At 39.9% G+C, this 13763-nt stretch carries 15 protein-coding genes and 1 tRNA gene; 5 read left to right on the top strand and 11 right to left on the bottom strand.

Annotation, left to right across the window (positions count from 1 at the left end; genetic code table 11):
• Nucleotides 1-56 precede the first annotated feature (56 nt).
• The 8 genes from glmU to AB6M99_RS04705 all read right to left on the bottom strand — a co-directional run bounded on the left by glmU (nucleotide 57) and on the right by AB6M99_RS04705 (nucleotide 7325).
• Nucleotides 57-1436 (bottom strand): bifunctional UDP-N-acetylglucosamine diphosphorylase/glucosamine-1-phosphate N-acetyltransferase GlmU, encoded by a 1380-nt coding sequence (gene glmU / locus AB6M99_RS04740; RefSeq protein ID WP_121834447.1) that lies wholly within the window; start codon nucleotides 1434-1436, stop codon nucleotides 57-59.
• 50 nt (nucleotides 1437-1486) lie between these two features.
• Nucleotides 1487-2467: a Gfo/Idh/MocA family protein gene (locus tag AB6M99_RS04735; RefSeq protein ID WP_121834446.1), complete on the bottom strand. Its 981-nt coding sequence runs from the start codon at nucleotides 2465-2467 to the stop codon at nucleotides 1487-1489.
• 3 nt (nucleotides 2468-2470) lie between these two features.
• Entirely contained in the window at nucleotides 2471-3736 is a 1266-nt protein-coding gene (locus tag AB6M99_RS04730; protein ID WP_369351146.1) for a hypothetical protein, read from the bottom strand.
• Between the two features lie 9 nt (nucleotides 3737-3745).
• Complete coding sequence (locus tag AB6M99_RS04725) at nucleotides 3746-4621, bottom strand: DUF4300 family protein (RefSeq protein ID WP_121834444.1); 876 nt, start codon at nucleotides 4619-4621, stop codon at nucleotides 3746-3748.
• Nucleotides 4622-4633: 12 nt separating this feature from the next.
• Nucleotides 4634-5077: an ASCH domain-containing protein gene (locus AB6M99_RS04720; RefSeq protein WP_369351263.1), complete on the bottom strand. Its 444-nt coding sequence runs from the start codon at nucleotides 5075-5077 to the stop codon at nucleotides 4634-4636.
• 367 nt (nucleotides 5078-5444) lie between these two features.
• Entirely contained in the window at nucleotides 5445-6110 is a 666-nt protein-coding gene (locus AB6M99_RS04715; protein ID WP_121834442.1) for a hypothetical protein, read from the bottom strand.
• A gap of 1 nt (nucleotide 6111) precedes the next feature.
• On the bottom strand, nucleotides 6112-6960 hold the full coding sequence (locus tag AB6M99_RS04710; protein WP_369351144.1) for an ATP-binding cassette domain-containing protein: 849 nt from the start codon (nucleotides 6958-6960) through the stop codon (nucleotides 6112-6114).
• Entirely contained in the window at nucleotides 6957-7325 is a 369-nt protein-coding gene (locus AB6M99_RS04705) for a GntR family transcriptional regulator (protein ID WP_121834440.1), read from the bottom strand. Before AB6M99_RS04705 ends, AB6M99_RS04710 begins: the two co-directional genes overlap by 4 nt.
• Before the next feature lie 170 nt (nucleotides 7326-7495).
• On the opposite strand from AB6M99_RS04705, the gene AB6M99_RS04700 reads away from it, so the two are divergent.
• The 5 genes from AB6M99_RS04700 to AB6M99_RS04680 are packed head-to-tail and all read left to right on the top strand — an operon-like array spanning nucleotide 7496 to nucleotide 9679.
• Complete coding sequence (locus AB6M99_RS04700) at nucleotides 7496-7624, top strand: SPJ_0845 family protein (protein WP_281272435.1); 129 nt, start codon at nucleotides 7496-7498, stop codon at nucleotides 7622-7624.
• On the top strand, nucleotides 7611-7787 hold the full coding sequence (locus tag AB6M99_RS04695; RefSeq protein WP_183121632.1) for a hypothetical protein: 177 nt from the start codon (nucleotides 7611-7613) through the stop codon (nucleotides 7785-7787). Before AB6M99_RS04700 ends, AB6M99_RS04695 begins: the two co-directional genes overlap by 14 nt.
• Nucleotides 7771-7968: a hypothetical protein gene (locus AB6M99_RS04690; RefSeq protein ID WP_220702219.1), complete on the top strand. Its 198-nt coding sequence runs from the start codon at nucleotides 7771-7773 to the stop codon at nucleotides 7966-7968. The genes AB6M99_RS04695 and AB6M99_RS04690 overlap by 17 nt, the downstream gene beginning before the upstream one ends.
• Complete coding sequence (locus AB6M99_RS04685) at nucleotides 7968-8864, top strand: permease (protein WP_121834438.1); 897 nt, start codon at nucleotides 7968-7970, stop codon at nucleotides 8862-8864. The genes AB6M99_RS04690 and AB6M99_RS04685 overlap by 1 nt, the downstream gene beginning before the upstream one ends.
• Entirely contained in the window at nucleotides 8864-9679 is an 816-nt protein-coding gene (locus AB6M99_RS04680; protein WP_121834437.1) for a TIGR03943 family protein, read from the top strand. The genes AB6M99_RS04685 and AB6M99_RS04680 overlap by 1 nt, the downstream gene beginning before the upstream one ends.
• Nucleotides 9680-10302: 623 nt before the next feature.
• On the opposite strand, the gene metG is transcribed toward AB6M99_RS04680, so the two are convergent.
• From metG to AB6M99_RS04665, 3 genes are all read right to left on the bottom strand, one after another.
• Nucleotides 10303-12363: a methionine--tRNA ligase gene (gene metG / locus AB6M99_RS04675; protein WP_369351143.1), complete on the bottom strand. Its 2061-nt coding sequence runs from the start codon at nucleotides 12361-12363 to the stop codon at nucleotides 10303-10305.
• 134 nt (nucleotides 12364-12497) lie between these two features.
• A tRNA-Ser gene (locus AB6M99_RS04670) sits at nucleotides 12498-12587 on the bottom strand.
• Between the two features lie 119 nt (nucleotides 12588-12706).
• Nucleotides 12707-13753: a hypothetical protein gene (locus AB6M99_RS04665; protein ID WP_121834433.1), complete on the bottom strand. Its 1047-nt coding sequence runs from the start codon at nucleotides 13751-13753 to the stop codon at nucleotides 12707-12709.
• Nucleotides 13754-13763 lie beyond the last annotated feature (10 nt).

Here is a 13763-nt window from a genome sequence, read left to right as displayed (position 1 = left end):
AGTTTGGATTGCTATTGTTAACTAAAAACCAAGTTGGTTAGACTTGGTTTAGTGTGTTATTTATTGTTAGGGTGATGCGGTAAACGTTTGGCGTAACCGTCTTTATTTTCTTGACGTGCACGACCAATAGCCACGCTATCTGCTGGGACTTTTTTAGTGATGGTTGAACCAGCTGCTGTCAGTGCTCTATCACCAACTTCAAGCGGTGCGATGAGGGTCGAATTTGAACCTATAAAGACATTGTCTCCGATGACTGTCTTGTATTTCCCTTTGCCATCATAATTCACCGTAATGGTTCCAGCTCCAAAATTAACGTCTTTACCGACTTCCGCATTGCCGATGTAAGTCAAGTGTCCCGCTTTGCTATTTTCCCCAATAGATGAACCTTTGACTTCAACGAAATTACCAATGTGAACATCTTTGGCTAAGGACGAACCTGGACGAATATGGGCGTAAGGTCCAACGGTTACGCCATCTGCAACTGTTGAGTTTTCAATCATCGAGTTCGTAATAACAGTCCCTTGACCAATGATTGAATCTACAATGTAGGTCCCATTAGTCAAAACACTTTCAGCACCAATCCTCGTTTGACCTTTTAGAGTGACATTAGCCTCAATTTGTACGTCCGGTGCAATGTCAACATCAACTTCGATGTAAGTAGCTTCAGGGTTTTGGAAAGAAACGCCATTCACCATATGGGCTTTGTTAATACGGCGACGCATGACATTTTCTGCTGTCGCAAGGGCTACGCGGTCATTAACACCAAGACTTTCATTGAAATCGTGAAGGACATACGCTCCTACTTTTTCACCGTTTTCACGGAAAATAGAAATCACATCAGTTAGGTAATATTCCCCTTGAGCATTGTTGGTATTGATATTTTTTAGCGCTTCAAAAAGGCGTTTATTATCAAAGACGTAGGTTCCAGTATTGATTTCTTTGACTTGTTGCTCAAACTCAGTCGCATCTTTTTGTTCAACAATCTTAGTCACTTCGCCATGTTGGTTACGGATAATACGACCATAGCCAAACGGGTCATCTGCTGTAGCGGTTAAAATTGTCGCAACATTTTTATGATTGACATGGAAATCAATCAGATTTTTCAAGCTTTCACCTGTTATAAGAGGCGTATCACCTGCAATGACCAAGGTTTGACCTTCTAGATTTGCCAATTCTTCTTCAGCCATCATAACAGCATGACCTGTGCCTAGTTGTTCTGTTTGAAGCGCAAAAGATGATTTCTCAGCAAGAACTTCTCTCACTAGCTCTGCTTTGTGACCAATAACTGTTACCGTTTTCTCTGGATTAAGAGCTGACACCGCACGAAAAACATGTTCAAGCATGGTGATACCAGACACCTTGTGTAAGACTTTTGGCAGGTCAGATTTCATACGTGTCCCTTTACCTGCCGCTAAAATAATAGCATAATTTGACATTCTATTTCCTTCTTTTCTTATCATTTACTGTTTTATTATAGCATAACACGTCAAACTATTTCATTCTTTGTCATGCTGTCAACTGCTTTTTCTAGGACTGTCATCACAAGACGACTGTGCTCCAAAGCCTTATCACGCGCCGCAAGGTCGTTTTCTCTAATAATACGTTCAAAGACGACAAACTCTGCGTGCATACGGTGATGTGGGGTGTTGGTATTTTGGCGTTTTGCTATTTCACCATTGAGTGTCAGGCTAATTTCAGGCATGGTGTTTGTTGGCCCTAAAATAGCAATTGATCCTTTATCACCTTGCAAGGTAGATTTTATCTCAGCCGAGCAATCTTTTGCCCCGATAGCAACTGCCTTGAAGGTCCCATAATCCATAATCAGTATTCCTGAAGTATCCACTCCACGTTCCATATTCGGCAAGTAAGTAACGGTTTTAGGCTCTCCAAATAAGCCAACAACCAAGTGAATGTTATAGATGTTGAGGTCACGAAGAGCTCCCCCTCCCATCTCTGGGTTAAAAGCTGGCGCGATTTCACCACGTTTAAAGGCATCATAGCGTGAACTGTATTGAGAATAGTTGCATTCCACAATTTTGAGATTGCCTAACTGTTTGAGATTTTCTCTGATGTAATGAAAATTCCCTAAATATTGGTTCGTAATAGCCTCTAGGAGCATTAGCTGACGTTGCTCTGCTATTGTCACCAAATCCTCAAACTCAGCAAGAGTGAGCGTAAATGGTTTCTCACAAATGACATGCTTACCTGCTAAAAGTGCTTCCTTGGCGTAAGCATAGTGGGTATGGTTTGGTGTCCCAATATAAATCGTGTCAACGTCTGGGCTATTTAAAATATCAGCATAATCGCTCGTGGCAAGCGCTAAATGGTATTGAGCAGCTAATTCCTTCGCCGTCTCAATACTGCGAGGGGTTGAGAGAATACCTGACAACGTAATCCCATCAATCTCAGTTAAAATGGGTAGCACTTCCTTAACAATCATACCCGTGCCTAATAAGGCTAATTTCATCGCTTATTCCTCTTTTTCTTGTTTTCCTAAAATAAACTTTTTGACAACATTTGATTTCGGATTTAGGTAGGCAGTTTCTAGATAATCTTGAAAAACTCCTGGTGTCAACATCCCATGGCTAGCCATAATGTCTGATGCCACATCTCCCATAATAGTATCAGCCAGTAAGACACAGTTTGTTGTCATCACAAAATAAGTCTTAAATTTAGAACGTCTAAATTTGAACAAATCAACGGCATAGCGCTGACTTATTTGCCCCAAGTAACTAGCCTTTTGTTTATCAGTTGCCAGATGAAAGGGTCTAGTATTCTCAAATAGTGTTGAGAGATTGTGGTCAATACTCGCTTTCTGCTCTTCAGTCAATGAGATGCCGTAGCCAAATACCGCTCGCCAATCGTCATTTGCCAAACTCTCTAGATAATCATCACTTGATAAGCTAAAGAGAACACCGTCACCAATCATACCACCTAAAAAAGAGCGTTCTGGATCATACTGACCATAGGCATAGGTCTTGCCTTTATAAGAAATGTCAACATGCCCCATTGCCTCAAAGCCTTTACGAGCTGTGTGAACCCAAATTTCTAGATCAACAGGTTTTTCACTCTTTTCAGCTGGTGTGAAGACCAATTGATCACTTTTTTTGAGCGATAACCATTTATTAACTTGTTTTAAAGCTGAAACTGGAATAAAGGCTGATAATATGACAGGTAAGCCCATTCGAAAACGACGAGAATACTCAGATTGAGGCAAAAAATAAGCGTCTAATATCCGTGATAGTCCCAAAAACATAAAATAAATGCCTAAAACCCAATAAATGAGATCCGTCACCTGTTTTAAATCAAATAAGGCAAAACTACCTAACAAAAAATGTAACAGCCCTTCCGTCAATGGACGAAAGAATAATTTATTTTCCGTACGATAGACCAAGAAACAATCAATAAGAACGATAACACCAATTGCAAATAGATCTAAAGCCACAATTAATGCGACTAATCGAACAGGGATAATCACACGATTAAGCAATAATAGGCTCAGCAAGGCATCTAATAAAATGTTCTTCCACGTCAATTGACTAGCGCCTTTTAATTTGTTCCGTACTGATTGAATGGTCTTCCCTAAAAAAATCAAGCCAAACAACCAAAACAGCACCGCTGGGAAGCGTGACTGATATTGCAGCAAGAAAAATCCTGTTGCAAGCAAAGCGATGCCGAAGCTATACAACACACCTTTTCTCTTTCCTAAAGCTTCAGCAAATGTTTCTACCATCATTTCTCTCCTTTATGCCTCGAAAGGCTGATCATTTTCCATTATAAATGGCTGTGTACTCCCCGAGGTATCTGTATCATATTTCATCATAAGATAGTTATAAACGGCCTTTTTATCAGCAAATTTCAAGACTTGATAAGGTTCTTCAAACGATATCTTTTCGACAAAAAGATAGTCTTGTTGCTCCGGCACAAGCACGCCCACATGCCCAATAAAAAGTTTGGTCGCAGCTTGGTCTAGCTGATCATGAAACCAGACCGAAATCATTTTGACTTTTGGATTGGAAAACACAACACCCTGTTGTCTCCAATAATCCTGTACCTTTGCTATATGCACCGTTGTATCTGTTGTATTTTCAGTAGCGACCGCCCCAAAAATAATTTTAAAGCGTCCCTGTTCTTCTGGGCTTAATTGGTAAATAGCTGGCGCATCTACCATGGCTTCCTGTTCAATGAACAAGAGACTGTCATCAGCTTTAACCATTGGTGTCAGTTCAATATCTGATTTTAACAATTGAAAAGTGGTCAAGCGGCAATTGTAACCTGGAAATAAGGGGAATTGTTCCACCCATTGATCACTAATCGCACCAATATCATAGGTCGGAATTAGCTTTTTCGAAATGCCATAACCAGACTGAACCAAACTTTCTGTTGGAATTTGCTGGTTATAAAAGGTTACTTGTTTGATAAACTGCGTTATATTATTCTGTGGCAATGTCTCAGCCAGTACCTTTTCAACGGATTCTTGTGTCTTGGTATCCAATAAATTGGAATAGACAATCTCAGTTTTAGTCTCCGACAGTTCTGAAAACTGATCGTTCTGTCCTTGGCAAGCCGCCAAAAACACTGTTGTCAAAGCACATATTCCTATCGTTAGAAATTTCTTCATGCCATCTTCTCCTTAATCTAAGGGATAAACAACCTCAAACTCTTCTAAAACAATCTGACTATCCTCGTTAAAGGCTAGTCCACATTCTTCAAAATAAGATTCAAAAAAGTCACGATGAGCTTGGCGCCAGTAGGATAAACTTCTATCTCCCTCACCTTCTTTGAAGGCATGCTCTACTGACACCTGATGAAATGGGACGATACTGACCTTAGTAATCTTAATAATACAAACCGCTCTGCCATTGCCATCTAAAATCACATCATAAGTGCCAACCTCAGGTATCGGCTCATCGTCTATCTGATAGAGGTCATAGGCAGAGGCAGTCGCTGTTTTAATACCATCAACCACTAATTGGGCAAGTTCGTCTGGGGCAACACCAAAGGCCCAAGCATCTATCTCATCTCCAATTGCAGGGTTAATTTTCTTATAGTTATTCCATAATTCAGCTGCGTTCATGACCTAATCCTCTTTCGTCCTAATAGTCTATTACTTATTATAGCATAAAAAGCCCCACTATTGCGGAGCTTCAGTTTGAATAAAAAGTCTTTTTAATACTTTCCTTAAGTGATGTCGGACGTCAGCGACTTCCTGCAGAATTCCATGACTAATATTTGAGCCCGAGGTCTCAAATATTCCAAGTGTCAGAAATATTGAATTTTAGCCATTTCTGACACTTTCATCACGGCGGAAGTATCCTTCGTTGGCTCGCTATCGCTCGCGAGAAATAGGAAAATCATTTTAACTTGCAAAGCTTCTATTATTTATTCTGCTTGATAAAATTGATTTTGTCTACAGTCTGCCCCCGCTATTGCAGAGCTTAGCCTCATTTATAGTATTCTTTACTGTTATGATTATAAATACTAAACCAAAGCAGGGCTAAAAGAATCGTAATGAGGCCACCTTGAGTGAGTTGTAGGGCTGTCTCAAGAAGCCAGATAAAGGATTCACCACCACCCATGTCCCAAAAAACGCTAAAGCCCCAAACCATGACGAGAATACCTCCGAGAAGTAAGCCACGTCCATTAGCAGTTACTTTATTAAACAAAAGAGCAATATGTGTACCCAAGAGACCAAAAATCAAGTGAGCCAAGAAAATGGAAAGGTATCCCCTAACTAATTCTACATTTGACAAATTACCATCTGTATCAAAAAGCGTCAGAATGACATTGCTCGGATACATCTTATCAATGACTGGTACTAACGTCACTAGCAATACAAAATAACTAAATGCAAAAGTCACTTGTCGCGCCACTAAACTAAGATAAAAGTCTTTACGACTAACACCTAACTGAGTAAATAGACGAAAATTTACAGCTACCCCAGCCATTCCCGACAATAAACTAATAAGATACATCAGTGGATGGACATGGTATTGCACCTGTCCTAGATTGACATTAATTATACCTCTATGGAGAGATAGACTCCCCAACATTATCGGAAGAAAGTAAATGAGTGGTTTTAATTGATAAAGGTAACATTTCTTAAACATCTTAAACCTCCTGTGTCAGATAAATCAAGTAATCCTGTAAATTGAGAGAAGTCATCTCAACCTCAGAAGGCAGTTGAGAAGGTCTATCTCCTAAAATCACTACCTGCTTGGTTTTTCCAAGAGTGCTCGTTTCAAGAATGGTCTTTCCAAGTGACAATTCAGTGACCAAGTGCTTAGGTCCTGTTAAGGTGTAGCCCTTTGTGAGCAGATGCTCAACAGTATCCTGAACCTTAATCTGTCCACGGTCAATGATAATGACTTCTTCCAAAAGCGGTGCGACTTCCTCGATTAGGTGACTTGAAATGACAAGCGTTCGAGGACGGTTGTCATAGGCCATAAGTAAAGCTTGATTGACTTTTTTGCGTTGGGCAGCATCAAGTCCTAGCACAGGTTCATCTAGAAAGACATAATCTGCTGAAACAGAAAGCGCTACGATTAATTTTGCTACCGACTGATAACCCGTTGACAATTTAATCAATTTTTTAGAACCATCTAAACCAAATAACTGACAAAGTTCCATGGCAAACTCATCATCAAAATCTGGATTGAGGTCTTTCAAGAGCTTTACAATCCCAATAAAAGAGTTATTAGCAGGCAACCAATGTTCTGTCGACATCAGATAAATGCGCTTTTGTTGCTGACTATCTTTTCTAGGGTCAACACCATCAAGGAAAATCTGCCCAGCGGTTTCTGTTAACTGATTAGCAATCATTTTTAACGTTGTGGTTTTCCCAGCTCCATTTCTCCCAAGGAAACCATAAATCGTTTCTTCTTTGAGTTCAAAAGATACACCAGACACCACTTCCTTACCCATAAAGCGTTTTGAAAGATTTGAAATCTTCAATGTCATTTGTCATACACCTCCTCAATCAGTTTTAGTAGCTCAGCTTTTTCCAAACCAAGCCCCTTAGCCATGTGAACTAGCTCATGAACTTGTCGCTCACTGAAGTACGTCCTTCTTTTTTTCTGTAAAATGGCTAGCGCACCGCTTGTCACAAAAGTCCCTGTGCCTCGACGTTTTTCAAGAACGCCTTCCGCAACCAAGAGATTCATTCCTTTAAGAACCGTCGCTGGATTAATTTGATAGGCGGCTGAAATTTCTGTCGTGGACGGAACCTGATCACCTTCGGCATAAATTCCCTGAAAAATAGACTCCTCTAACTGCTGAGCTACTTGCTGAAATAGGGATATATCGCTATCATAGTTAAATTTCACCTTTTCTCCTCTCTATTGTTTTTTAGTTAATTAGTTAGTTACTTATATAAGTAACTATACAACATTGTAATCTGTTTGTCAACGGAAAACCATCCTCAAAACTTACTTTTCAATTTTAAGTCTTTCACCATTCGTGATATAATGGTAAAAAATCAAAAAGGAGACCTGTTATGGCTATTACTTATAAAAAACAAGACGACTTAGAAAAAGTCCTCGAATCATTCGCAAAACTCCCTGACCTTGAAAAGGTAACTTTCCCGAAACCTCAAGACAATGAGAAAGCACATGACAAAAAATAAACGTGATACATTTTTTTATGTCCTTGTAGGTCTTATTGCTGCTCTTGTGGCTAGTTTTTTCCAACAAGGTTGGCAGCGATTTGTCGTTGTCGTTTTGATTATAGGATTATCTGGCTATGCCTATGAAAAATGGAAAGGAAAATCAAGTGGCAAAAAACAATAATAAAAACACTGATAATCAACTGGCAATAGGTATTTCATTGGGACTTAGTTTAGGTACTAGTATCGGACTAATTTTTGGAGAAATGTTTGGAAAACCTTTACTGGGATTGAGTTATGGCCCTGGTATCGGTATGTTACTAGGACTTATTGTTGCCCTGCTCTCTAAGGAAAAAGGTGACTAATGCTAGATTTTTTACCCAACCATGTCCTCCAATGGATGGCAGTCTTTCTTTCCATTATCATAGAAGCCCTGCCTTTCGTTCTGATTGGTGCCATCCTCTCAGGTTTTATTGAGGTCTTTGTTACTCACACGGTTGTGGAACGTTTTCTGCCAAAAAACAAGTTCCTCCGTATTCTTTTCGGAAGTTTGATTGGTTTTGTTTTTCCTTCCTGTGAGTGCGGCATTGTTCCCATTATCAACCGCTTTTTAGAGAAAAAAGTGCCGAGCTACACTGCCGTTCCCTTTTTGGCAACAGCTCCTATCATTAATCCTGTTGTTCTTTTTGCCACTTATTCTGCTTTTGGAAATAGCTGGCGCTTTGTCACCTTAAGACTTGTAGGAGCCATTCTCATTGCCTTCATTTTGGGCACTCTCTTAGCCTTTGTGGTTGATGATGACATTTTAAAACCAACTGCGCAGCCTAACCATTTTCATGACTATTCAGATAAAACTTTCTGGCAAAAGATTTTCTATGCCTTGGCTCATGCTATTGATGACTTTTTTGATGTCGGACGCTACTTGATTTTGGGAACCTTGGTGGCTTCTGCCATGCAGATTTACCTCCCAACACGAATTTTGACTTCCATCAGTACGACACCGCTCCTTGGCATTCTAATCCTCATGCTCATGGCCTTTATCCTATCACTTTGTAGCGAAGCAGATGCCTTTATCGGTGCTTCTCTGCTTTCAAGTTTTGGCATCGCACCTGTCATGGCCTTTTTATTGATTGGTCCCATGGTGGATATCAAAAACTTGCTCATGATGGCCAAGTCCTTTAAACCGTCATTCATTTTCTTTTTTGTCGGTACATCTAGTCTGATGGTTGTGATTTACTGCTTAATATTGGGGGTGATGTGATGATTCGTTTTTTGATTTTAGCTGGCTATTTTGAGATGTCCATGTATCTCTACCTGTCTGGAAAGCTGGACCAATATATCAATACTCACTATACTTATCTAGCCTACATTTCTATGGCACTCTCGCTGATTCTTGCTATCGTTCAACTGGTGATTTGGGTGAAAAACCTTAAGATGCACAGCCATTTGTCTGGGAAAATAGCGGTGCTAACCAGCCCGATCATTTTGATGTTTCCCATTTTCGTTGCCCTGCTTGTTCCTACCGTAACCCTCGACGCAACTACTGTATCTGCCAAGGGCTATAACTTTCCTTTGGCGGCTGGCTCAAACCTCGAGGTTGCTGAACAAGAAGGTTCAGAGGTGCAATACCTCAAACCTGACACCAGCCTTTATTTCACAGCGACAGGCTACCAAAAAGAAATGCAGAAGGCGCTAGCCAAATATTCAGAGAGTAATCAAGTCGAGATTACGACCGACAACTACATGGAGGTCATGGAGCTGATTTACCTCTACCCTGATGCCTTTTTAGGGAAAAGCATCCGCTTCACAGGCTTTGTCTACAATGAACCTGAGCACGAGGGACATCAATTTCTTTTCCGTTTTGGGATCATCCACTGCATTGCCGATTCTGGAGTTTATGGTCTGCTGACCACTGGTGGCACACAAACTTACCAAGACAACTCTTGGGTGACTGTCACAGGTCATCTGAAATTAGAATATAACCAACAACTAGAACAAACCTTGCCAGTTCTCCATATTGAAAACGAAAACCAGGTCAATCAACCTGATAATCCCTATGTTTACCGTGTGTTTTAAGGAGAGAGTCATGAACCTTTTTCTAGCTCTTATTATCCCACTCTCGTTTTGGGCTAGTAGCTTTGTCCTAAATGGTGGAACAACAAAGCCAAGATTACGACAACTGCTAACCTGGTCACTTATTATCATTTATGCCATTTATATTATTGTCACTTTGGTCTCTATTTATCTATTTCTGAAAGTTTTTATGTATTCCAAAGAGCCATTTCTACTACTTCTCAGCTTGGTAGGAGTGGTTTCCAGTTTAATCTTCATCTGGTTATTACGACAGCTCATAACATTACTCTAAAAGATAAGGAGTGTTTAAATTGCTGAAAAAGAAAAGAAATTTCATCCCCTTAATGCTAGGAATACTAGCCCTTTTCCTTGAAAAACAAACAGGACATCTCCTTGAAGGCTTTTTCTGTAGCTTTATTGGACTAATCCTTGCTATTAGGGAACATCGAAAATCTCAGTCTAATTATCTTTTTGAAATCTGTTTAAATATTATTGGACTCCTTTTGCCAACAATCGTGATAATCATCTTCTTCTATATCGCCTCACAGATGAAATATTGATTGACACTCAATTAGTTAAACAAGACAAAAACAGCTTCGCAAGTTGCGAGGCTGTTTTGAATTATTTTACCCAATCACGCTTCCATTTGGTACACTTGGGGCTACTGTTAAGACTGTTAGTTTGCCGTCATGTTCTGCTGAGAGAATCATGCCTTGGCTGATGTATTTTTTCATCATTTTACGTGGTTTGAGGTTGGCAACGATTTGGAGTTTTTTGCCGACCAATTCTTGTTCATTTGGATAGAATTTGGCAATACCCGACAAGATTTGGCGGTCTTCTCCATCGCCTGCGTCTAAGCGGAAGCAGAGAAGTTTATCAGAACCTTCTACCTTAGAGACTTCCTTGACTTCTGCGACACGGATTTCTACTGCATCGAAGGTTTCAAATTTAATCTCATCCTTAGAAGATTTCAATTCAACCTCTTCTGGGTTCCATTCTTTTTCAGTAGCTGGTTTGCCTGCTGTCATTTGTTCCTTGATGTAGGCAATTTCCTCTTCCATGTCAAGACGTGGGAAGATTGGGGTACCTTTTTCAACCACCTTGATACCTGTTGGAAGTCCTGACAATTCAAGATTTTTAAGGTCAAAGGCAGAGCCAAGTCCCAATTGTGCCATTATGGCATTTGATGTTTCCATCATGAATGGTTGAATCAGGTGAGCCACCACGCGCAGACTAGCTGCTAAATGTGCCATAACTGCTGCCAATTTCTCACGGTCAGCTTCATCTTTAGCAAGAACCCAAGGAGCTGTCTCGTCAATGTACTTGTTGGTACGAGAAATGATATTCCAAACGGCTTCTAGAGCGCGTGGGTAATCAACCGCATCCATGTTTTTATGGTAGGCTCCCAAGTTTTCAGCAACCACTGCTGCCAAATCAGCATCAAAATCAGTTGCTTGTGCAAAGGCAGGGATATCACCACCAAAGTATTTGTTAATCATAGCTACTGTACGGTTGAGCAAGTTTCCAAGGTCATTCGCCAATTCATAGTTGATACGACCTACATAATCTTCTGGGGTGAATGTTCCATCTGAACCAACTGGGAGGCTACGCATGAGGTAATAGCGAAGTGGATCAAGTCCGAAACGCTCTACCAACATTTCAGGGTAAACGACATTCCCTTTAGACTTAGACATTTTACCATCTTGCATGACAAACCAACCGTGGGCAATCAAGCGATTTGGCAATGGCAAATCAAGCGCCATCAAGATAATCGGCCAGTAAATGCTGTGGAAACGCAAGATGTCTTTCGCAATCATATGATTAACTTCTGATGCCACCTGAAATTCCCAAGTTTTATCAGTTTCATCTGTCCAAGATTTTGTGACAGTATTACCTAGCCAGAACTTGTCAAAATTCGCCGTATCAGTTTGTCCATAACCAAGAGCTGTCGCATAGTTCAAGAGGGCATCAATCCAAACGTAAACCACGTGTTTTGGATTTGATGGGACTTGTACCCCCCAAGTAAAGGTTGTCCGAGAAACCGCCAAATCTTCCAAACCAGGCTCAATGAAGTTTTTCAACATTTCATTCATGCGAGAATTTGGACTAATAAAATCTGGGTGAGCCTTAAAGAAGGCTTCCAAATGTTTTTGGTACTTGCTAAGTTTAAAGAAATACGATTCCTCTGTAACTAACTCAACTTCATGTCCAGATGGTGCAATACCGCCAATCACATTGCCAGCCTCATCACGGAAAACTTCTGCTAATTGACTTTCGGTGAAAAACTCTTCATCTGATACAGAATACCAACCTGAGTACTCACCAAGGTAAATGTCACCTTGCGCCAGCAATTTTTCAAAAACAGCAGCAACTACAGTCTCATGATAATCGTCAGTTGTGCGGATAAATTGGTTATAGCTAATACCCAAAAGTTCCCACAGCGCTTTAACCCCAACAGCCATACCGTCCACATATTCCTGGGGCGATAATCCTGCTTCTTCAGCTTTTGTTTGAATCTTTTGACCATGCTCATCAAGACCAGTCAAATAAAAAACATCTTTGTTCATCATGCGCTTGTAACGTGCTAAAACATCACAGGCGATAGTTGTCGTAGCGTTACCGATGTGCAATTTCCCAGATGGGTAATAAATCGGCGTGGTAATGTAAAATGAGTTATTTTCTGTCATTTTCTAAATCCTTTCAAGGCTAATGAAACCTTTTTGATGTAACAGTTTATTATACCATAAAATTTCTAATCCAGAAATGGACAACAAAAAAAGAGAACAAGTAATCTCATTCTCTTTTGATATCTCATAAAGTAAGGAGGATGTGGGATTCGAACCCACGCACGCTTTTACACGCCTGACGGTTTTCAAGACCGTTCCCTTCAGCCGGACTTGGGTAATCCTCCAACTACATGATTTATACTATCATTTTTTCCATTCACTGTCAATAACTTATAGCGAATAAACTTGCACTGATGTTACAAAATATTATCTCTATTTTCAATAATCATACACTTCTGTTGATTTAATAACCAACTTCTACCAATTCAATACTCTTTAGCTGATTTCCTTGGTAGTTCACTTTGCAAATGAGATAAAATTCTGGAAATTCTTGAGCAACCGTATCGTAAAGAAACAAATCAACTTCAAACTGATGATCTGTAATCTCTAAAACAGAAAGTTCTGTTTCCTCAAAAGAAACGAGATGGAATGCCGTCAGTTTTTGCTCACTCAAGAAATTCTGAATCTCTTGATGAAATTCTTCACGGGTCTTCTGAGAAGCGCCAAAACGGTCAAAAGCGATCGCATATTTTTCTGTGTGAAAATCTTGATGAATAACCCTAAACCATTTTTTGACCTGCTTCATAAGCTCAGGAGAGAGTTCCAATTGTTGCTCTTGTTTTAGTTTAAGCTCCGCTTTTTTTGAAAACAGTGGTGAAAAGAGTTGTCCTAGACCAATAAATAGCAGCCCTTCAATCATACCAAATGCCATCGAAGAAAAGGCAATTATCAAAATTTTAGCCACGGAAATCCAACTATCAAAATAGCCCAAAGCTAGCAAGGCAACAACCGTAACAATATGCACCCAGTTCTTTTCACGTTTAACTTTCTGAAGGGCTATTGTTGATTTTTTCTTAGCGAGTTCTTTATTATAGGCATTTTCAAAACTTGTTATCACCCATGATTTGAAAAACCAATTATAAGACATGTAACCAAACATAGGTCCCATACCAAAAAGAGTGGCAGAGGAAACAATTCCCTCAGGCCATCCTTCTCCCCTAGTGATAAAAGCTAGAATGATGGAAACGACACCGATTAGAAGAGAAAATAAAATGGCAGGCATTTGTATGGCTTCCCAAAAGGCCCAAAATCTTAGTTTTCTAGTATACTTATTCTGCACTTCTTTATTAATCCGAACACCCATAGCCAGATAATAATCTTCATAGGACGGATAATGACTCTTGTCAGCATATGTCCTAATAGCATGAACATTTCCCTCTTTATCAAAATAAGATAGAGTGCCTCGGTTACCCTCTAAGTAATCATCAATAATTTTCTTAACAAAAGACATCTCTACCTCC

Source organism: Streptococcus hillyeri (assembly GCF_041081565.1).
In the GTDB taxonomy this organism is placed as follows: Bacteria; Bacillota; Bacilli; order Lactobacillales; family Streptococcaceae; genus Streptococcus; species Streptococcus hillyeri.
This window is presented reverse-complemented; position numbering and strand designations above follow the sequence as displayed.